Below are 19083 nucleotides of genomic sequence, written 5' to 3'. Positions count from 1 at the left end.
GCGGTCCGATCGTCCGGCTGGCGCGTCACGTATGCCGATCTAAAGCCTCTCGCCGCCCCGCAGCTACGCTTGAAACACCGACTGAGCTGACTGCACCACTGATTTGCCGGCAAACTGCTCTGGACAGCCGTCAGCCAAGCCCCTTATCTTCGCCGCCAGGCCACACGCAGGTGGCCAGCGTCGCTCGGACGGTTCCGGGCGCTTACGTACCTCGAGGAAGCCATGGCTGATAACGCCAAGCGCCGTTTTGCGCGCATCGATCGTCTCCCCCCCTACGTTTTCAACATCACCGCCGAACTCAAGATGGCTGCTCGCCGCCGTGGCGAGGACATCATCGACTTCAGCATGGGCAACCCGGACGGCGCTACCCCGCCGCACATTGTCGAAAAGCTGGTCCAGGTCGCCCAGCGCGACGACACCCACGGCTACTCCACCTCCCGTGGCATTCCGCGCCTGCGCCGCGCCATCTCGCGCTGGTACAAGGACCGCTATGAGGTGGAGATCGATCCGGAAACCGAAGCCATCGTCACCATCGGCTCCAAGGAAGGCCTGGCGCACCTGATGCTGGCCACCTTGGATCATGGCGACACCGTGCTGGTGCCCAACCCCAGTTACCCGATCCACATCTACGGCGCGGTGATCGCCGGCGCCCAGGTGCGCTCGGTTCCGCTGGTTCCGGGCGTGGATTTCTTCGCCGAGCTTGAGCGGGCCATCCGCGAGAGCATTCCCAAGCCGAAGATGATGATTCTCGGCTTCCCCTCCAACCCCACCGCGCAGTGCGTGGAACTGGACTTCTTCGAGCGCGTGGTGGCCCTGGCCAAGCAGTACGACGTGCTGGTGGTGCACGACCTGGCCTACGCGGACATCGTCTACGACGGCTGGAAAGCGCCGTCAATCATGCAGGTGGAAGGCGCCAAGGACATCGCCGTAGAGTTCTTCACTCTATCCAAGAGCTACAACATGGCCGGCTGGCGTATCGGCTTCATGGTCGGCAACCCGGAGCTGGTCAGTGCGCTGGGGCGGATCAAGAGCTACCACGACTACGGCACCTTTACCCCACTGCAGGTGGCAGCCATCGCAGCACTGGAGGGCGACCAGCAGTGCGTCCGAGATATCGCCGAGCAGTACCGTCAGCGCCGCAACATGCTGGTCAAGGGTCTGCACGAGGCCGGCTGGATGGTGGAGAAGCCCAAAGCCTCGATGTACATCTGGGCCAAGATCCCCGAGCCGTACGCCCACCTGGGTTCGCTGGAGTTCGCCAAGAAACTGCTGCTGGAAGCCAAGGTCTGCGTCTCGCCGGGCCTGGGCTTTGGCGACTACGGCGACGACCATGTGCGTTTCGCCCTGATCGAGAACCAGGACCGCACCCGCCAGTCCATTCGCGGGATCAAGGCGATGTTCCGCGCCGACGGCCTGCTCAAGGAGCCACCGGCCAAAACGCGCAAAGCACCAGCCCAGTAAAGCCAGAGGCCCCGACGAAAAACCGCCGGGGCCTCTGGCTATCACCCCGAATAATCCAACGCCGTCCACAATTGTCCCTGACCGACCAGGCAACCAGGGCGCTGCATGGCCTCGCCCGGCACTGCCTGCAAGCGTGCACCGAGCCCTTGGGAGTCATCCTGACGCTGACTCAGCCACTGGACACGCCCACAGTTGGGCGTCTCGATCAGATAGCTGGCCACCACGCCCGACGGCGCCTCCGGTAAACGAATGACATCCAGTACCCAGCCCGCTTCCTCGCGACGCTCGCCATCAGCCACCAGCACCGTCCAGGCCCGCCCTTCGTCGATCACCAGATAAGCGCCATTGGCACGAGGCTGTTCGCTCTGCGATTGGGCGCAACCGGCGAGCAGGGCCAGCAGCACAATTGTCATCAGCTTCTGTTGCATTGTCGGGAGCTCCTCTGGATGGCCGCAGTGAGTTTGCGCGCACGAATTCAGGCAGTGGAGCGATCCTAACATCGAATACTGTTTATCTGTACAGTATTTTTTATTAGGCTATCGCCCGACTTACCGAGGCCCGCTTTCCGGGCAGCGCATCGCCAAACAGGAGTCTTGCCATGCTGGATGTCATGCAGCTGAAACACGCGGTCAACCGGATGAATCCGGAGCGGGTACGCAGCACGGTCGAAGAACTGCTGCTCGAAGGCATCGTCACAGAGCGCCGCACCCCCTTCAACCGCGCCCATTTCAACGGCTGCTTCGCCGAGATCGAAGCCCTGTTGCAGCGCGCCGGCTATCACCGTCAGCTGGACGTGGTGGGTTATCAGGGCCAGGCGTATGCCCTGTTCGATCCGGCGCGCTGGGAAGCGGTGCAGGTGCTGCGCTGGCTGCGCGACTTCACCGAGGAAACTCGCGCCAGCGGCTGATGCACTGCCCACTATTGCACGCGCCGGGCGCAGCCCTGCACTGCCTTGGTTCGCCCGGCCTGGCCTGGTGAGTACGCGACAAAAGGCGTTTTGACTGCTGCCATAGCCCCCTATCAAACTGATTTACAAGGAATTATTCAGGTCTCCGAAGCATACGGAAGGAACTGGCAAGGCCTTTGCAAAAGACCTTTCAGCCACACCCGTCTTCGGATCGCCAACGGCGGTGATCGGGACGAATAGACAAAGACGTCGACGCAACCAGCCCTTCGGGCCGGTTTGCTGCGACGTCTTTTTTCGTTTCTGACCACGAGGAAATCTTCAATGCGCAAGACTCGCCGTACTCCGTTGAAAACCCTGCTCGGCGCCGCCCTGCTGGCGCTATCCCCGCTTTCCATGCAGATCGCCCTGGCCGCCGAGCCGGAGAAGGAAGAACTCAAGCTTGGCTTCATCAAGCTCACCGACATGGCGCCGCTGGCCATCGCCTACGAGAAGGGCTATTTCGAGGACGAAGGGCTGTTCGTCACCCTGGAGGCCCAGGCCAACTGGAAAGTGCTGCTGGACCGGGTAATCGATGGCGAGCTGGACGGCGCGCACATGCTGGCTGGCCAGCCGCTGGGCGCGACCATCGGCTTCGGCACCAAGGCCGAGGTGGTCACCGCCTTCTCCATGGACCTCAATGGCAATGCCATCACCGTCTCCAACGAAGTCTGGGCGGAAATGAAGAAACATGTGCCGATGGAAAACGGCAAGCCGGTGCACCCGATCAAGGCCGACGCGCTCAAGCCGGTGATCGAGCAGTACAAGGCCAAGGGCAAGCCGTTCAACCTGGGCATGGTGTTCCCGGTTTCCACCCACAACTACGAGCTGCGCTACTGGCTGGCCGCCGGTGGCATCAACCCAGGCCTGTACGCGCCGGAAAAAGGCGACATCAGCGGGCAGATCAACGCCGACGCACTGCTCTCGGTCACTCCGCCACCGCAGATGCCGGCGACCATGGAGGCAGGCACCATCAGCGGCTACTGCGTGGGCGAGCCGTGGAACCAGCAGGCCGTATTCAAGGGCATCGGCGTGCCGGTGATCACCGACTACGAGATCTGGAAGAACAACCCGGAGAAGGTCTTCGGCGTGTCCAAGGCCTGGGCCGAAGCCAACCCGGAAACCCACAAGCGCCTGGTCAAGGCCCTGATCCGCGCGGCCATGTGGCTGGACGAGAACAACAACGCCAACCGCGCCGAGGCCGTGGAAATCCTCTCCCGTCCGGAATACGTCGGCGCCGACGCCAAGGTCATCGCCAACTCCATGACCGGCACCTTCGAGTACGAGAAAGGCGACAAGCGCGAAGTACCGGACTTCAACGTGTTCTTCCGCCACGACGCCACCTACCCCTTCTACTCGGACGCCATCTGGTACCTGACCCAGATGCGCCGCTGGGGCCAGATCAGCGAGGCCAAACCGGACAGCTGGTATCTCGACGTGGCCAAGCAGGTGTATCGACCGGATCTGTACCGCGAGGCGGCCAACGAGCTGATCAGCGAAGGCAAGGCCAAGGCCGATGACTTCCCGGCGGCCGACGAAGACGGCTACCGCGCGCCGAGCAGCGACTTCATCGACGGCGTGACCTACGACGGGCGTACACCCAACGCCTACCTGAACTCCTTCCAGATCGGCCTGAAAGGCACCGAGTAAACCCGCGCAGGCGGGGCCAGCCGGCTCCGCCCTCGCCCACGAGAGGACAGGACGATGAGCAACCCGAACGTCGCCACCCCGATCAAGCAGACCGTCGATACCGCGCGCAGCCAGGCCCTGATCAAGCGCTGGGCACCGGCAATCATCCTGCCGCTGGCCGGTATCGTGTTCTTCCTGCTGTTCTGGCAGCTGGTGGCCAACAACATCCAGACCAGCCTCGGCCAGTTTCCCGGGCCGGTGCAGGTCTACAGCCAGTTCGGCTCGCTGGTCGACGCCCACGTCGCCGAGCGCGCCAAGGCCGAGGCCTTCTACGAGCGCCAGGAACAGCGCAACGCGGCGAAACTGGCGAAAGACCCGAGCGCCGAGGTGAAGATCCGCCCCTACACCGGCAAGCCGACCTTCTTCGACCAGATCGTCACCAGCCTCTACACCGTGCTGGCCGGTTTCGCCCTGGCCAGCCTGGTCGCCGTGCCACTGGGCATCCTCTGCGGCCTGTCGAAAAGCATCTACGCCGCAGTCAACCCGCTGATCCAGGTGTTCAAACCGGTTTCGCCGCTGGCCTGGCTGCCACTGGTGACCATGCTGGTCAGCGCCCTCTACACCAGCAGCGACCCGCTGTTCGCCAAGTCCTTCATTACCTCGGCCATCACCGTGGCGCTGTGCTGCCTGTGGCCCACCGTGCTCAACACCACCGTCGGCGTGGCCGGCCTGGACAAGGACCTGACCAACGTCAGCCGCGTGCTGCGCCTGTCGCCGCTCGACCATGTCCGGCGCATCGTGCTGCCGGCCGCCGTGCCGGCCATCTTCACCGGCCTGCGTCTGTCGCTGGGTACCGGCTGGATGGTGCTGATCGCCGCCGAAATGCTGGCGCAGAACCCCGGCCTGGGTAAGTTCATCTGGGACGAGTTCCAGAACGGCAGCTCCAATTCCCTCGGCCGCATCATGGTGGCGGTGATCGTCATCGGCCTGATCGGCTTCCTCCTCGACCGCCTCATGCTCCTGCTGCAGAAGTCCGTGAGCTGGGACAAGAACGCCGTGCTGCGCTAAGGAGAACGACCATGAACCAAGCACACCTCGAACTGAGCGGCGTCGGCATCGACTTCCCCACCGACAAGGGCCTGTTCTGCGCCCTGCAGAACGTCAACCTGAAGATCGACAAGGGCGAGTTCGTCTCGCTGATCGGCCACTCCGGCTGCGGCAAGTCCACCGTGCTCAACATCGTCGCGGGGCTGTATCAGGCCACCACCGGCGGAGTGATCCTCGACGGCCGCGAAGTCAACGAGCCCGGCCCGGAGCGCGCCGTGGTGTTCCAGAACCACAGCCTGCTGCCCTGGCTGACCTGCTACCAGAACGTCGAACTGGCCGTGCGCCAGGTGTTCAAGGACAAGTCGCGCAAGGAAGTGCGCGACTGGACCCTGCACAACCTGGAGCTGGTGCACATGCTGCACGCCAAGGACAAGCGCCCCAGCGAGATCTCCGGCGGCATGAAGCAGCGCATCGGCATCGCCCGCGCGCTGGCCATGCAGCCCAAGGTGCTGCTGATGGACGAGCCTTTCGGGGCGCTGGATGCGCTGACCCGCGCGCACCTGCAGGACTCGCTGATGGAGATCCACCGCGACCTCGGCAACACGGTGATCATGATCACCCACGACGTCGACGAAGCGGTGCTGCTGTCCGATCGCATCGTGATGATGAGCAACGGTCCGGCCGCCACCGTCGGCGACATCCTCAAGGTCGACCTGCCGCGCCCGCGCGACCGCCTGGCCCTGGCCAACGACGCGCAGTACCACCACTGCCGCGCTGCCGTGCTGGAGTTTCTCTACCAGCGCCAGCAACGCCCCGCTGCCTGATTCACCGGTCTGCCCGGCTCCCTTGGCCCGGCCCTGTGCCGGGCTTTTTCATGGCTGCTGCAAAGTGGCCGAAGCGCCCCTTGTGCAGACATGCTGCGGCCTCCTACGCTCAGCGCGGATATAACAAGAACACGGAGTTCCTATGCCTTACAGCGTCTACGTTGCCGCCATTCTGACCCTCGTCCTGATCGGACTTTCACTCAATATTTCGCGCCTGCGCATGCGCTACCAAATACCCTTTGGCGACGGCGGCAAGATGGATCTGACCAAGGCCATACGCGCCCACGGCAACAGCTTGGAGCAGTCGGTACTGTTCATCGTGCTGCTCTATCTGGGTGAAGCTACCGGCCAGGTCAGCCCGGCGCTGACCGCCGCTCTTGGCTTCGCCTTCATCATGCTGCGTCTGCTGTACTGCACCGGCCTGTTCGCCCGCATCCTGCTACTGCGCCAGGCCAGCCACGGGCTGACCCTGCTGCTGATGCTGGTGCTCAGCCTGCTTCTGCTGATGCCGAGCTGATGCGCAGGCAAAAAAACGCCGCGAAGATCGCGGCGGGAGAGTGAGTAGCACACACCTACAGTACTAGGTGTGATGTTGCAGCTCTGGTGTGACCGTTTGATGACCATCCGGCAACACCTCGTCGGGCAGCCCATGCGGCGCCTCCAGCCGCTGCTTGAGGCGCTCGACAAACTGGTCGGCGGCCTGCTGGGTGCGAAAGGGCACGGCACAAAGCCCCAGTTTGACGATCCAGCCGCGCTCGGCGGCTTCGCTCATGCTGATATCCATAAGATCACCCTGATGAGTGGATAGATCCGGCAGGGCGAGCTTAGGCCAGGAAAGTGACAGCTCAAAAGTCAAAAAAACACTAAGCGAATGCTGCTGCGGTTATGAACCAATAACAGGCAACAACCTCTCTAGGGTGCACCTTTTACGCTCACGCACTGGCATGTCCGACAGCGGCCTAGCGGCTCTTGCTCAAGCGGCTTGCATGGGGCGTGGCCAAGTCTTTCTCGGTGCAGGTGGCGCTATCCAGCCCCCCAGAGCCGTCTGGTCACGGTCGGTTCCAACAGCGGCCGTGGCAGCCCCTGTATCGACACGGGACTGACAGCGGCGGTGCAGAGGTTTATGGTGGTCTATCACGAACGGAGGAGAATCCCATGCCCTGGTATGCCTGGCTGATCATCATCCTGGCGCTCGGCTCCATCCTGGGCAGCTTGCTGCTGCTGCGCGACAGTGCCCGCAAACTGCCGCTGAGCGATGAACAACTCGCCCGCATTCACCGGCGCAATGCCGAGCAGGATGCCAAGGACGCCGAAGACCGCTGAGCTCCATCGACAAGGACGTACATGCTTTCGCTTCAACTGCGCGCCCTGCTGCCTCTGCTGGTGCTGGCCAGCTGCTTTACCCTGGGTTACCTGCAACCCCCTGCCCTGCTCTTCGGCCTGCTGTTCGCCGCCTGGATCATGCTGGGCTCAGGCCGACTGCCGGGCTGGCTGTGGTGGAGTGGTGGACTGCTGGCCGGCATTGCGCTGGCGGCCCATCTGCTGCCCGGTTTCCACCCGCTGCCCTTGTGGCCGTCTCGCCAGCTCAGCGCCGACGCCCCACCCTATGCCCTGCGCCTGTCCTGGGACAAGCTGCTACTGGGTATGACCCTACTGGCCTGGTGGCTCGGTAAGCCACGCAATACAGCGCCTCGGCCCAAAACGGCCTGGCTGAGTGCTTGCGCCACCTTACTTGGCGTTCCTCTGCTGGCACTGCTGCTGGGCCTGGTCGGCTGGCAACCGAAGTGGCCGGAAGGCTTGTGGCTGTGGCTGGCGGTCAATCTCGGCGTGACCGCGCTGGCCGAGGAGCTGCTGTTCCGCGCCTGGCTGCAACCGGCACTCTGTAGACGCCTGGGGGTGGTCTGCGGCATTGGGCTGACGGCCGCGCTGTTCGGCGCCGCGCACATGCCCTTCAGCCCGCTGTTTGCCCTGGTGGCCACCTTTGCCGGGCTCGGCTATGGCCTGGTGTTCCATGGCAGCGGGCGTCTGTGGCCAGCCGTGCTTCTGCACGGCGCGGTCAATCTTCTGCACTTGCTGCTGCTGAGCTATCCAGTGCGTACGGTCTGACGACGATGCCGTATGGGGTAAATATGCGCTGCAGCGTTCCGTTCTCGCGCAGCAGATCGAGGGCATGGCGGAAATCCTCGGCACTGATGGGCGCATGTGGGCTGAGCAGGGCGTAGTGGCGGTAACGCTGATCCTCCCAGTCTGAAACCAGCAATTGATCCCTGAGCTGCGGCTGCTCGCGCAAGCGCGCGCCCAACCAGGAACGGGTAATGGGAGCAATGTCGGCCCGCCCCTTGAGCACCAGCTTGAGATTGCTCTCGTGGGAATAGGTCAGAACGGCGTTGAAGTTTTTCTCCAGCCACTTGGGGTCGTTCTTGAAGCCGGCAAAACCATAGTGGTAACCATTGAACAGGGCCATGCGCTTGCCCTGCAGGTTATCGAAAAAGCGCTGATCGCGGCCTGAGTCGGCACGGGCGATCAGTACTTCCGCATCCTCCAGGCCCATATCGATGCGCGGGCCGGCAATGCCCTGCCAGCTCCAGTCGGGGTTCTCAAAGATAGCGATATGAATACGGCCACTGCGAAAGTCGTCGAAGCGCCGGTTCAACGAAGTTGCACGCAGGCCAAAACGATGCTGGTTCTGCACCTGGTTAAGCGCGACCACCAACTCCCCAAGCAAGCCGCCCTGCAGATTCTCCTCGGGCTTGATCACATAGGGCGGGAAATGGACGGCCGCAATCAGCACCTCGTCCGCGGCCACCGCCCACTGGCAACACAGCACCAGTAACAGCAACAGCCCCCGCGCCCATCCCTGTGGACACCGCAACATATTGACCCCTTGGACAACAACGCTCGCCAGAGACTAGCCCAGGCATCCTGCCAGGTAAATGTCGATCAATGTCGAATGGGGTCGGCATGCTCCACGTCGCTTCCTCTGGCATCCCGCAGGTGATACCTGGCAAGCAGTTCAGAGAATTGGCCGTTGTCGCGTAACAATCGCATGAGTTCGCCCAGCCGGGCAGCACTCAGCGGCGAGCCTGGACGCAACAACGCATGATGGTGGTAGACCTGGTCGGCACGTTGCGAGATCAGCAACTGCTGACTCTCCTGCGGGTACTCGCGCTGGAAGATCGGCAAGTAGGAACGCGTCACCACACTGACATCCACACGATCGTGCAGCAGCATCAGCAGGTTGCTGTCATGGGAGTAGGTCAGCGATGCCTGGAAGTGGCTCGCCAGAAACGCCTGCTCCGCATTGAAGTCGGCAAAGCCATAGTGATAACCGGTATAGAGGGCCATGCGCTTGCCCTTCAGGCTGTCGAAGAAGGACTGATCGCGACCTGGCTGCTTCTGTGCGACATAGACCTCGGCGTCGATGATCTGCAGGTCGAGCTTGGCCAACTCGGTGTACTGCCAGCCCCACTCCGGCGATTCGAACAGGATGAGGTCATAGCGGGCCTGCTGGAAGTCGCGGTAGCGCCGGGTAACCGAGGTCGGCACCAGGCTGAAGCGGTAGTCGTTCTGGACACTGTTCAAGGCCGCCAGCAACTCGGGCAGCACGCCAGCAGGCGACTCGCTCTCGGGTTTAATCACATAAGGCGGGAAGTGATAGGCGCCCACTCGAACCTGCTGTGCGGCCAGCAGAACCGGCGCCCAGCAGGCAATCACGATAAGCAGCAGGCGCATGAGCAAGTGCAACGCGGCACCTCGTGACAGGAAGGCTAAAGTCCGACATATCCCTGTCTCCAAGCCAGGCCAGCGCCGGCTCATAGGAAGCTTAGCAGGCCATGGCGAATAAAAATCACAGCCGGCCAGATTGGCCACCCGCATGATCAGCAAGCGTCCTTGATCACCAGGGTCAGGGCCTGCTCGGCCAGTTGATCCAAGCTGACCTTGCCGCCTGGGCGGAACCAGGTGGTGGTCCAACTCAGTGCGCCGGTCAGGAAGCGCCGCAGGATAAAGGGGTCGGCACTGAAGAAGCCTGCGGCGCGGGCCTCACCCAGCACGTCCAGCCAGATTTGCTCATAGGTATCACGCAGGCTGAGGATATAGGCCTGTGCCTCTTCGGACAGTGAACGCCATTCGTAGACCAGCACGCCCATGGCCTCGCCAGTGCCGCCCATGATCGACTGCAGCTCGCAACGGATCAGCGCCAGTACGCGCTCACGCGGACCCTGCGCTTCCTCCAGTGCCGCGCGCAGCAGCGCGGTGTTGTAGATCACCGTCTCCTCCATCACCGCCCTGAGGATCTCGTCCTTGCTCTTGAAGTGATGAAAGATGCTGCCGGACTGAATACCCACGGCGCTGGCCAGATCGCGCACTGTGGTGCGCTCGTAGCCCTTGCTGCGAAACAGATGGGCTGCAGTTTGCAGCAGCTTGCCACGGGCACTCTCCGGGTCGATCAGCTCGCCGCTGGCCACCATCTTCTGCATCACGTCACGGGCTTTCTGTTCGTCCAGGCTCATCGCTCCCCCATATGGAATGCCGCTTGCGCGTGCATTGTACGCCAGCCAACCAAGCAAGCGCTCGGGATAAATTAGACCAAACACTTTTCAACCAAGCGCTTGCTTGGTAGTGTTTCGCCACCTGAGTGATTGCGCGGAATGACCACAATGAGCAAAACCGTTCGCATCGGCTGCGCCTCCGCCTTCTGGGGCGACACCTCCACCGCCGCCGCCCAGCTGGTACGTGGTACCGAGCTGGACTACCTGGTGTTCGACTACCTGGCCGAAATCACCATGTCGATCATGGCCGGCGCGCGTATGAAGAAGCCCGACGAAGGCTACGCCACCGACTTCGTCGAGGTGCTGGCGCCACTGCTCGGAGAGATCGCAGAGAAAAAGATCCGCGTCATCAGCAACGCTGGCGGGGTCAATCCGGCCTCCTGCGCTAAGGCCCTGGCGGCCGCCTGCGAGAAGGCCGGGGTGAGCCTGAAGATCGCCGTGCTGCATGGCGACAGCCTGCAGACCAAGCTGGGTGAGCTGGCCAAGGCCGGCACCGTGGAAATGTTTACGGGCGCCGCGCTGCCGCCCATGTGCGTGTCGGTCAATGCCTACCTGGGCGCACCGGGCATCGTCGCGGCTCTTGAGGCCGGCGCCGACATCGTGATCACCGGCCGCGTGGTCGACAGCGCGGTGGTCAGCGCCGCGCTGGTGCACGAATTCGGCTGGACCTGGAACGATTACGACAAGCTGGCCCAAGCCGCCCTGGCCGGCCACATCATCGAATGTGGCGCACAGTGCACCGGCGGCAACTTCACCGATTGGCGCGATGTGCCGGACTACGAACACATCGGCTTCCCGGTCATTGAAGTGCGCGATGACGCCAGTTTTGTGGTGAGCAAACCTGAGAGCACGGGCGGCCTGGTCAGCGTGCTGTCGGTCGGCGAGCAGATGCTCTACGAGATCGGCGACCCACGTGCTTATTATCTGCCCGACGTGGTCTGCGACTTCACCCAGGTGCAGCTGACCCAGGTCGGCGCCAACCGTGTTGAGCTGAAGGGCGCGCGCGGCCTGCCGCCGACCGATCAATACAAGGTCAGCGCCACCTACCCCGACGGCTTCCGCTGCACCGCCAGCTGCCTGATCGCCGGTATCGATGCCGTGGCCAAGGCCGAGCGGGTCAGCCAGGCGATCATCGCCAAGACCGAGGAAATCTTCGCCGAACGCGGCTGGGGCCCCTACCGCGAGGTGCATATCGAACTGCTCGGTGCCGAGGCTACCTATGGTCCGCACGGCCAGCGCCAGGACACCCGCGAGGTAGTGATCAAGCTCGCCGTGCGCCATGCGAAGAAGGAGGCCTTGATTTTGTTCTCCCGCGAGATCGCCCAGGCCGCCACCGGCATGGCGCCGGGCCTGACCGGCATCGTCGGCGGGCGCCCGACCGTGTACCCGGTGATCCGCCTGTTCAGCTTCCTGGTGGATAAGAGCGCCTGCGAATTGGCGGTGGAGATCGACGGTGAACGCCGTGTGGTCGCCCTGCCCCAGCTGGACACCTTCGCCCCGGAGCAAATCACCAACGCAGTCGCCGTACCAACCACCGACGGTCAGGCCGATGCCAGCGTGCCGCTGATCAAGCTGGCCGTCGCCCGCTCCGGCGACAAAGGCAACCACAGCAATATCGGCGTCATGGCCAGAAAGCCCGAATATCTGGCCTGGATCGCGGCTGCGCTGAGTGAAGGCGCCGTGGCCGAATGGATGCAGCATGTGCTCGATGGCCAGACCGGCAAGGTCAGTCGCTGGTACCTGCCGGGCAGCCATAGCCTCAACTTCCTGCTGGAGAATGCCCTGGGCGGTGGCGGCGTGGCCAGCCTGCGCATCGACCCGCAAGGCAAGGCGTTTGCCCAGCAGCTGCTGGAATTCCCCGTACCAGTGCCCAAGGCTCTGGCGCAGGCTCTGGGTGAATAGCTCTGTGGGAGCGGCTTCAGCCGCGATGCGCTTGCTCTGGCCTCATCGAGGCTGAAGCGGACTGCCGCCCAGCCGCTCCCACACCGACTGAGAAGGACAACAACAATGGCATACGACTCCGTCTTCAAGCCTGGCCTGTTCAGCGGCCAGACCATCCTCGTCACCGGCGGCGGCAGCGGCATCGGCCGCTGCGTGGCCCATGAGCTGGCAGCCCTGGGTGCGCACGTGGTGCTGGTCGGGCGCAAGCTGGAAAAGCTGGAAAAGACCGCCGGCGAAATCCTCGAAGACGGCGGCCGGGCCAGCTTCCAGGTCTGCGATATCCGTGACGAGGAAGCGGTCAAGGCCATGGTCAAGGCGGTCATCGCCGAGCACGGCCCCATCCACCACCTGGTCAACAACGCCGGCGGCCAGTTCCCGGCCCCGCTGATCGGCATCAACCAGAAAGGCTTCGAGACCGTGGTGCGCACCAACCTGGTCGGCGGTTTCCTGGTGGCCAAGGAAGTCTACCTGCAGAGCCTGAGCAAGCACGGCGGCAGCATCGTCAACATGCTCGCCGACATGTGGGGCGGCATGCCCGGCATGGGCCACTCCGGCGCCGCCCGTGCCGGGATGGAGAACTTCACCAAGACCGCCGCCTACGAGTGGGGCCACGCCGGCGTGCGGGTCAACGCCGTGGCGCCGGGCTGGATTGCCTCCAGCGGCATGGACACCTACCCCGAGTCGATGAAGACCATGATCCGCAACCTCAAGGACCACGTGCCGCTGCAGCGCATCGGCAGCGAGTCGGAGGTGGCCGCCGCCATCGTCTTCCTGCTCTCCCCCGGCGCCAATTTCATCAGCGGCAACACCATCCGCATCGACGGCGCCGCCAGCCAGGGCACCCGCGCCTGGACCCTGGGCAAGGCGAAAACCAGCGAGTCCTATAACGGCTTCCACCGGGCCTACCTGCCCGACGTGTTCAAGGAGTAAGGCGATGCCGGTCATTCAATCCGAACTCGATGTTCACGGTGAAGCCTTCGCGCAGAACCGTGAGGCCATGCTGGCCGCGATCGCCAGCTTCCGCGAGGTGGAGCAGAAGGTCCTCGACAAGGCCGCCGAGGCCAAGGCCAAGTTCGACAAGCGCGGCCAGCTGCTGCCGCGCGAGCGCCTCAACCTGTTGCTCGACGCAGGCGCGCCATTCCTCGAACTCTGTTCGCTGGCCGGCTACAAGCTGCACGACGACAAGGACGGCACCCAGGCCGGCGGCGGCATCATCGCCGGCATCGGTTACGTGGCCGGCGTGCGCTGCCTGGTGATCGCCAACAACAGTGCGATCAAGGGCGGCACCATCTCGCCCACCGGTCTGCGCAAGTCCCTGCGCCTGCAACAGGTAGCCAGCGAGAACAAGCTGCCCATCGTCACCCTGGCCGAGAGCGGCGGCGCCAACCTGACCTATGCGGCGGACATCTTCGTCGAGGGCGCGCGCGCCTTCGCCAACCAGGCGCGCCTGTCCGCCGCCGGCATTCCGCAAATCACCGTGGTGCATGGCTCGTCCACCGCTGGCGGCGCCTACCAGCCGGGTCTGTCCGACTACGTGGTGGTGGTGCGCGGCAAGGCCAAGATGTTCCTGGCCGGCCCGCCCCTGCTCAAGGCCGCCACCGGCGAGATCGCCACCGACGAGGAACTGGGCGGCGCCGAGATGCACGCCCAGGTCGCCGGCACCGCCGAGTACCTGGCCGAAAACGACGCCGATGGCGTGCGCCTGGCCCGCGAGATCGTTGCCATGCTGCCGTGGAACCAGCAGTTACCGGCACGCCCGGCAAAGAACTATCGCGAGCCGCTGTACCCAACCCACGAGCTGCTCGGCGTGGTTCCGGCGGACGCCAAGAAGCCCTACGACGTGCGCGAGATCATTGCCCGCATTGCCGACGGCTCGGAGTTCCTCGACTTCAAGCACGAGTTCGACAGCCAGACCGTCTGCGGCCACCTGCAGATCGAGGGCCAGCCCTGCGGCCTGATCGGCAACAACGGGCCGATCACCCCGCGCGGTGCGGCGAAAGCCGCCCAGTTCATCCAGCTGTGCGAGCAGAGCAACACGCCGATCCTGTTCTTCCACAACACCACCGGCTTCATGGTCGGCACCGAGTCCGAGCAGCAGGGCGTGATCAAGCACGGCTCGAAGATGATCCAGGCGGTGGCCAACGCCACCGTGCCCAAGCTGACCATCGTCGTCGGCGGCTCCTACGGGGCCGGCAACTACGCCATGTGCGGTCGCGGCCTCGATCCGCGCTTTATCTTCGCCTGGCCCAACAGCCGCACCGCGGTGATGGGCGGCGCCCAGGCCGGCAAGGTGCTGCGCATCGTCACCGAGGACAAGCACCGCAAGGAAGGCAACCCAGCCGACCCGAAGATGCTCGACATGCTGGAAATGGCCACCGCACAGAAGCTCGACAGCCAGTCCACCGCGCTCTACGGCACCGCCAGCCTGTGGGACGACGGCCTGATCGACCCGCGCGACACGCGCAAGCTGCTGGGCTTTCTGCTCGACATCTGCGCCGAGGCGCACATGCGGCCACTCAAGACCAATACCTTCGGCGTAGCCCGCCTGTAACCCCCATTAGGAGCTAGCGAAATGATCTTTACCCAGGAACACGAAGAACTCCGCCGCACCGTGCGCAACTTCGTCGAGCACGAGATCAACCCGCATGTCGACCAGTGGGAAAAGGACGGCCGCTTCCCCATCCACGAAATCTTCAAGAAGGCCGGCGACCTCGGCCTGCTGGGCATCTCCAAGCCGGAGAAGTTCGGCGGCATGGGCCTGGACTACAGCTACTCGATCGTCGCCGCCGAAGAGTTCGGCACCATCCGCTGCGGCGGCATTCCGATGTCCATCGGTGTGCAGACCGACATGTGCACCCCGGCCCTGGCCCGTTTCGGTTCCGATGAGCTGCGCGAGGAATTCCTCAAGCCGGCGATTGCCGGCGACATGGTCGGCTGCATCGGCGTCTCCGAGGTCGGCGCCGGCTCCGACGTGGCGGGCCTGAAAACCAGTGCGCGCAAGGACGGCGACGATTACGTGATCAACGGCAGCAAGATGTGGATCACCAACTCCCCCTCTGCCGACTTCATCTGCCTGCTGGCCAACACCAGCGACGACAAGCCCCACGTCAACAAGTCGCTGATCATGGTGCCGATGAACACCCCGGGCATCACCCTCAGCCCGCACCTGGACAAGCTCGGCATGCGCAGCTCGGAAACCGCCCAGGTGTTCTTCGACAACGTGCGCGTGCCGCAGCGCTACCGCATCGGCGCAGAAGGCGCAGGCTTCATGATGCAGATGCTGCAGTTCCAGGAAGAACGCCTGTTCGGCGCGGCCAACATGATCAAGGGCCTGGAGTACTGCGTCGACAGCACCATCGACTACTGCAAGCAGCGCCACACCTTCGGCGCGCCTTTGATCGATAACCAGGTCATCCACTTCCGCCTGGCCGAGCTGCAGAGCGAGATCGAAGCCCTGCGCGCGTTGGTCTACCACGCCACGGAGCTGTATGTGAAAGGGCGCGACGTGACCAAACTCGCCTCCATGGCCAAGCTCAAGGCCGGTCGTTTGGGCCGTGAAGTCACCGACAGCTGCCTGCAGTACTGGGGCGGCATGGGCTTCATGTGGGACAACCCGGTGTCGCGCGCTTACCGCGACGTGCGCCTGGTGTCGATTGGCGGCGGCGCCGACGAAATCATGCTCGGCATCATCTGCAAGCTGATGGGCATTCTGCCGGGCAAGAAAAAATGATGTGTCTGAACTGTGGGAGCGGCTTCAGCCGCGATAACTGATCGAGGTGCCATATGAGTGATCTACCCCACTGTCAGACCCTGCTGCTGGAACAGGTCGAGGGCGTGCTCCATGTCACCCTCAACCGTCCGGACAGCCGCAACGCCATGAGCCTGGCGATGGTCGAGGAACTGCGCGCCGTGTTGCGTGCCGTGCGCCATGACCAGGGCGTGCGCGCCCTGGTGCTGCGCGGCGCCGGCGGGCATTTCTGCGCCGGTGGCGACATCAAGGACATGGCCGGCGCCAGGGCGAAGGGCGGCGACGCCTACCGCGAGCTGAACCGCGCCTTCGGCAGCCTGCTGGAGGAAGCCCAATGCGCCCCGCAGGTGCTGGTCGCCGTGCTGGAAGGCGCGGTACTCGGCGGTGGCTTCGGCCTGGCCTGCGTCTCCGACATCGCCATCGCCCACCAGGGCGCCAAGTTCGGCCTGCCGGAAACCAGCCTGGGGATCATTCCAGCGCAGATCGCCCCCTTCGTGGTCAAGCGTATCGGCCTGACCCAGGCCCGTCGCCTGGCCCTGACCGCCGCCCGCTTCGACGGTGCCGAGGCCCTGCGCCTGGGCCTGGTGCACTTCAGCGAAGTCGACGACCAGGCCCTGGTCGGCCGTCTCGCCGAATGCCTGCAGCAGATCCGCCAGTGTGCCCCCGGCGCCAATGCCGCGACCAAGGCCCTGCTGCTGGCCACCGAGACGGAACACCTCGGCAGCCTGCTCGACCACGCCGCCGGCCAGTTCGCCACCGCGGTACTGGGCAGCGAGGGTGTCGAAGGCACGATGGCCTTCGTGCAGAAGCGCAACCCGAAGTGGGCTGAGTAGTGACTTCCCTCTCCCCGCGGGGAGAGGGAATGAATTGATGTAGCCCGGATGCAATCCGGGAAAACGAATCCCCGGATTGCATCCGGGCTACGAATAGCAGGAGCACGACGATGCCCGCCTTCAACAAGATCCTGATCGCCAACCGCGGCGAAATCGCCTGCCGGGTAATACGCACCGCCCAGGACCTCGGCTACCGCACCGTGGCGGTATTCTCCGAAGCCGATACCGGCGCCCGCCACGTGCAGCTGGCCGACGAAGCCGTGTGCATCGGCCCGGCACAGGTCAACCAGTCGTACCTGGTGATCGACAACATCATCGCCGCCGCGCAGAAGACCGGTGCCGACGCCATCCACCCCGGCTACGGCTTCCTCTCCGAGAACGCCGAGTTCGCCCGCGCCTGCGAGGCGGCCGGCATCGTGTTTATCGGCCCGACCGTCGAAGCCATTCACCTGATGGGCAGCAAGCGCCTGTCGAAGATCGCCATGTGTGATGCCGGCGTGCCCTGCATTCCCGGCTACGAAGGCGCCGAGCAGGACGATGCGACGCTGATTCGCGAGGCCGAGCGCATCGGCTATCCGCTGATGATCAAGGCCAGCGCCGGCGGCGGTGGCCGCGGCATGCGCCTGGTGCATCAAGCCAGCGAACTGCAAGCACAGATCCGTACCGCCCGCTCCGAAGCGCAAAACGCCTTCGGCTCCGGCGAGCTGATCCTCGAGCGCGCGGTAATCCAGCCGCGCCATGTCGAAATACAGGTGTTTGGCGACCAGCACGGCAACATCGTCTACCTGGGTGAACGCGACTGCTCGGTGCAGCGCCGCCACCAGAAAGTGGTCGAGGAGGCGCCCTGCCCGGTGATGACACCCGAACTGCGCCAGGCCATGGGCGAAGCGGCGGTCAAGGCGGCGGCCTCGGTCAACTACATCGGCGCCGGCACCGTGGAATTTCTGCTCGATAACCGTGGCGCCTTCTACTTCCTGGAAATGAACACCCGCCTGCAGGTCGAGCATCCGGTCACCGAGCTGATCACCGGACAGGATCTGGTCGCCTGGCAGATCCGCGTGGCCGAGGGCCAGCCGCTGCCGCTCAGGCAGGACGAGATCCGCCTGACCGGCCACGCCATGGAAGTACGCCTGTATGCCGAGGATTCGGCCGCCGGCTTCCTGCCGCAGACCGGCCAGGTGCTGCGCTGGGAACCGGCCCTGCGCGACGGTATCCGTATCGACCACGGCTTGCTCGAAGGCCAGCCGGTGACGCCGTTCTACGACCCCATGCTGGCCAAGGTCATCGCCTACGGTGCCACCCGCGACGAGGCCCGGCGCAAGCTGATGCGCGCCGTGGAGGACTGCGTGCTGCTGGGGGTTAACGGCAACCAGCGCTTCCTCGCCAACCTGCTGGCGCATCCCGAGTTCGCCGCCGGCAACGCCACCACCGCCTTTATCGGCGAGCACTTCGCCAATGATCCGAGCCTGGCTCCGCAAGCACCGTCTGCCGCCGAGCTGGCTACCGCCGCCACCCTGCTCTACCAGGCATCGGCAAGCGCCCGCGCTCATCAACCAGGCCTTTCCGGCTGGCGCAACAGCGGCGGCGCGCCGTGGCGCTACGTGCTCAAGCAGGGCGAGCAGAAACACTCGATCGAGCTGCAGGCGCTGGAATCCGGCGAACAACCGCTGCTGCGCGCGCAGGTTGGCGAACACGCCATCGAGCTGCGCCTGCTGGCCAGCGATGGTCGCTGGGCAGCCCTGGAACTGGATGGCATCCGCCAGCGCCGCGCCTATCACCTGGCCGGCGAGCAGGTGTGGCTGTATGGCCACAACGGCAACCTGGAGCTGGTCGATGTCACCCACGCGCCAGCCGACGGGCAGAGCGCCGCCAGCTCAGGCACGGTCAAGGCACCGATGGACGGCGCCATTGTCGATGTGCTGGTCAGCGAGGGACAGAAGGTCGGCAAGGGTCAGCTGTTGCTGGTACTGGAGGCGATGAAAATGGAGCATCCGCTCAAGGCCGGCATGGATGGCGTGATCCGCCGCGTCCAGGTCAGCCAGGGCGACCAGGTGAAGAGCCGCCAGCTGCTGGTGGAAGTCGAAGCCGCCGAAGCCTGACGCAGGGT

19 protein-coding genes are annotated in these 19083 nt (G+C 64.3%); 14 read left to right on the top strand and 5 right to left on the bottom strand.

Annotated features, from left to right (window positions below):
* The first annotated feature begins 222 nt into the window (after positions 1 to 222).
* Positions 223 to 1461 (top strand): alanine transaminase, encoded by a 1239-nt coding sequence (alaC, locus tag ACF8C6_RS01780; RefSeq protein WP_392497726.1) that lies wholly within the window; start codon positions 223 to 225, stop codon positions 1459 to 1461.
* A gap of 41 nt (positions 1462 to 1502) precedes the next feature.
* On the opposite strand, the gene ACF8C6_RS01775 is transcribed toward alaC, so the two are convergent.
* Positions 1503 to 1889 (bottom strand): hypothetical protein, encoded by a 387-nt coding sequence (locus ACF8C6_RS01775; RefSeq protein ID WP_392497725.1) that lies wholly within the window; start codon positions 1887 to 1889, stop codon positions 1503 to 1505.
* 170 nt (positions 1890 to 2059) lie between these two features.
* Between ACF8C6_RS01775 and ACF8C6_RS01770 the strand changes: the two genes are divergently transcribed.
* The 5 genes from ACF8C6_RS01770 to ACF8C6_RS01750 all read left to right on the top strand — a co-directional run bounded on the left by ACF8C6_RS01770 (position 2060) and on the right by ACF8C6_RS01750 (position 6421).
* The gene (locus ACF8C6_RS01770) at positions 2060 to 2368 is read left to right on the top strand and encodes a transcriptional regulator (protein WP_392497724.1); all 309 of its coding nucleotides are present in this window, start codon (positions 2060 to 2062) and stop codon (positions 2366 to 2368) included.
* Positions 2369 to 2689: 321 nt separating this feature from the next.
* Positions 2690 to 4054 (top strand): CmpA/NrtA family ABC transporter substrate-binding protein, encoded by a 1365-nt coding sequence (locus ACF8C6_RS01765; RefSeq protein WP_392497723.1) that lies wholly within the window; start codon positions 2690 to 2692, stop codon positions 4052 to 4054.
* A 54-nt stretch (positions 4055 to 4108) separates the two neighbouring features.
* A complete protein-coding gene (locus ACF8C6_RS01760) occupies positions 4109 to 5101 on the top strand; it encodes an ABC transporter permease (RefSeq protein ID WP_392497722.1) in 993 nt (330 codons plus the stop codon).
* Between the two features lie 11 nt (positions 5102 to 5112).
* On the top strand, positions 5113 to 5904 hold the full coding sequence (locus ACF8C6_RS01755) for an ABC transporter ATP-binding protein (protein WP_392497721.1): 792 nt from the start codon (positions 5113 to 5115) through the stop codon (positions 5902 to 5904).
* A gap of 142 nt (positions 5905 to 6046) precedes the next feature.
* On the top strand, positions 6047 to 6421 hold the full coding sequence (locus tag ACF8C6_RS01750; RefSeq protein WP_392497720.1) for an MAPEG family protein: 375 nt from the start codon (positions 6047 to 6049) through the stop codon (positions 6419 to 6421).
* A 63-nt stretch (positions 6422 to 6484) separates the two neighbouring features.
* Here the strand turns inward: ACF8C6_RS01750 and ACF8C6_RS01745 are convergent, their stop codons facing one another.
* Positions 6485 to 6676, bottom strand: coding sequence for a hypothetical protein (locus tag ACF8C6_RS01745; RefSeq protein ID WP_392497719.1), 192 nt, complete (start codon positions 6674 to 6676; stop codon positions 6485 to 6487).
* A 383-nt stretch (positions 6677 to 7059) separates the two neighbouring features.
* Between ACF8C6_RS01745 and ACF8C6_RS01740 the strand changes: the two genes are divergently transcribed.
* Together ACF8C6_RS01740 and ACF8C6_RS01735 are read left to right on the top strand one after the other, a co-directional pair.
* Positions 7060 to 7227, top strand: coding sequence for a DUF2897 family protein (locus tag ACF8C6_RS01740; protein WP_277690326.1), 168 nt, complete (start codon positions 7060 to 7062; stop codon positions 7225 to 7227).
* A 21-nt stretch (positions 7228 to 7248) separates the two neighbouring features.
* Positions 7249 to 8010 (top strand): CPBP family intramembrane glutamic endopeptidase, encoded by a 762-nt coding sequence (locus tag ACF8C6_RS01735; protein ID WP_392497718.1) that lies wholly within the window; start codon positions 7249 to 7251, stop codon positions 8008 to 8010.
* Here the strand turns inward: ACF8C6_RS01735 and ACF8C6_RS01730 are convergent.
* From ACF8C6_RS01730 to ACF8C6_RS01720, 3 genes are all read right to left on the bottom strand, one after another.
* On the bottom strand, positions 7961 to 8779 hold the full coding sequence (locus tag ACF8C6_RS01730) for an amino acid ABC transporter substrate-binding protein (protein ID WP_392497717.1): 819 nt from the start codon (positions 8777 to 8779) through the stop codon (positions 7961 to 7963). The genes ACF8C6_RS01735 and ACF8C6_RS01730 overlap by 50 nt on opposite strands.
* A gap of 65 nt (positions 8780 to 8844) precedes the next feature.
* Positions 8845 to 9636: a substrate-binding periplasmic protein gene (locus ACF8C6_RS01725; protein ID WP_392497716.1), complete on the bottom strand. Its 792-nt coding sequence runs from the start codon at positions 9634 to 9636 to the stop codon at positions 8845 to 8847.
* Between the two features lie 146 nt (positions 9637 to 9782).
* Entirely contained in the window at positions 9783 to 10409 is a 627-nt protein-coding gene (locus tag ACF8C6_RS01720) for a TetR/AcrR family transcriptional regulator (protein ID WP_392497872.1), read from the bottom strand.
* A 153-nt stretch (positions 10410 to 10562) separates the two neighbouring features.
* On the opposite strand from ACF8C6_RS01720, the gene ACF8C6_RS01715 reads away from it, so the two are divergent.
* The 6 genes from ACF8C6_RS01715 (at position 10563) to atuF (ending at position 19075) form a co-directional block, all read left to right on the top strand.
* A complete protein-coding gene (locus ACF8C6_RS01715; RefSeq protein WP_392497715.1) occupies positions 10563 to 12356 on the top strand; it encodes an acyclic terpene utilization AtuA family protein in 1794 nt (597 codons plus the stop codon).
* A 105-nt stretch (positions 12357 to 12461) separates the two neighbouring features.
* Complete coding sequence (locus ACF8C6_RS01710) at positions 12462 to 13325, top strand: SDR family oxidoreductase (protein ID WP_392497714.1); 864 nt, start codon at positions 12462 to 12464, stop codon at positions 13323 to 13325.
* A gap of 4 nt (positions 13326 to 13329) precedes the next feature.
* Positions 13330 to 14946: a geranyl-CoA carboxylase subunit beta gene (gene atuC / locus ACF8C6_RS01705; protein ID WP_392497713.1), complete on the top strand. Its 1617-nt coding sequence runs from the start codon at positions 13330 to 13332 to the stop codon at positions 14944 to 14946.
* A 21-nt stretch (positions 14947 to 14967) separates the two neighbouring features.
* Complete coding sequence (atuD, locus tag ACF8C6_RS01700; RefSeq protein WP_392497712.1) at positions 14968 to 16125, top strand: citronellyl-CoA dehydrogenase; 1158 nt, start codon at positions 14968 to 14970, stop codon at positions 16123 to 16125.
* Positions 16126 to 16178: 53 nt separating this feature from the next.
* Complete coding sequence (locus ACF8C6_RS01695; protein ID WP_392497711.1) at positions 16179 to 16976, top strand: enoyl-CoA hydratase/isomerase family protein; 798 nt, start codon at positions 16179 to 16181, stop codon at positions 16974 to 16976.
* 110 nt (positions 16977 to 17086) lie between these two features.
* Entirely contained in the window at positions 17087 to 19075 is a 1989-nt protein-coding gene (atuF, locus tag ACF8C6_RS01690) for a geranyl-CoA carboxylase subunit apha (protein WP_392497710.1), read from the top strand.
* Positions 19076 to 19083: the final 8 nt, after the last annotated feature.

The organism is Pseudomonas sp. zbq_18 (assembly GCF_043102245.1).
Taxonomy (GTDB): domain Bacteria; phylum Pseudomonadota; class Gammaproteobacteria; order Pseudomonadales; family Pseudomonadaceae; genus Aquipseudomonas.
This window is presented reverse-complemented; position numbering and strand designations above follow the sequence as displayed.

Excerpts from the sequence above, each read along its gene's own strand:
- alaC (WP_392497726.1), top strand. The coding sequence starts at position 223 with ATGGCTGATAACGCCAAGCGCCGTTTTGCGCGCATCGATCGTCTCCCC.
- ACF8C6_RS01775 (WP_392497725.1), bottom strand. The coding sequence starts at position 1,889 with ATGCAACAGAAGCTGATGACAATTGTGCTGCTGGCCCTGCTCGCCGGT.
- ACF8C6_RS01770 (WP_392497724.1), top strand. The coding sequence starts at position 2,060 with ATGCTGGATGTCATGCAGCTGAAACACGCGGTCAACCGGATGAATCCG.
- ACF8C6_RS01765 (WP_392497723.1), top strand. The coding sequence starts at position 2,690 with ATGCGCAAGACTCGCCGTACTCCGTTGAAAACCCTGCTCGGCGCCGCC.
- ACF8C6_RS01760 (WP_392497722.1), top strand. The coding sequence starts at position 4,109 with ATGAGCAACCCGAACGTCGCCACCCCGATCAAGCAGACCGTCGATACC.
- ACF8C6_RS01755 (WP_392497721.1), top strand. The coding sequence starts at position 5,113 with ATGAACCAAGCACACCTCGAACTGAGCGGCGTCGGCATCGACTTCCCC.
- ACF8C6_RS01750 (WP_392497720.1), top strand. The coding sequence starts at position 6,047 with ATGCCTTACAGCGTCTACGTTGCCGCCATTCTGACCCTCGTCCTGATC.
- ACF8C6_RS01745 (WP_392497719.1), bottom strand. The coding sequence starts at position 6,676 with ATGAGCGAAGCCGCCGAGCGCGGCTGGATCGTCAAACTGGGGCTTTGT.
- ACF8C6_RS01740 (WP_277690326.1), top strand. The coding sequence starts at position 7,060 with ATGCCCTGGTATGCCTGGCTGATCATCATCCTGGCGCTCGGCTCCATC.
- ACF8C6_RS01735 (WP_392497718.1), top strand. The coding sequence starts at position 7,249 with ATGCTTTCGCTTCAACTGCGCGCCCTGCTGCCTCTGCTGGTGCTGGCC.
- ACF8C6_RS01730 (WP_392497717.1), bottom strand. The coding sequence starts at position 8,779 with ATGTTGCGGTGTCCACAGGGATGGGCGCGGGGGCTGTTGCTGTTACTG.
- ACF8C6_RS01725 (WP_392497716.1), bottom strand. The coding sequence starts at position 9,636 with ATGCGCCTGCTGCTTATCGTGATTGCCTGCTGGGCGCCGGTTCTGCTG.
- ACF8C6_RS01715 (WP_392497715.1), top strand. The coding sequence starts at position 10,563 with ATGAGCAAAACCGTTCGCATCGGCTGCGCCTCCGCCTTCTGGGGCGAC.
- ACF8C6_RS01710 (WP_392497714.1), top strand. The coding sequence starts at position 12,462 with ATGGCATACGACTCCGTCTTCAAGCCTGGCCTGTTCAGCGGCCAGACC.
- atuC (WP_392497713.1), top strand. The coding sequence starts at position 13,330 with ATGCCGGTCATTCAATCCGAACTCGATGTTCACGGTGAAGCCTTCGCG.
- atuD (WP_392497712.1), top strand. The coding sequence starts at position 14,968 with ATGATCTTTACCCAGGAACACGAAGAACTCCGCCGCACCGTGCGCAAC.
- ACF8C6_RS01695 (WP_392497711.1), top strand. The coding sequence starts at position 16,179 with ATGAGTGATCTACCCCACTGTCAGACCCTGCTGCTGGAACAGGTCGAG.
- atuF (WP_392497710.1), top strand. The coding sequence starts at position 17,087 with ATGCCCGCCTTCAACAAGATCCTGATCGCCAACCGCGGCGAAATCGCC.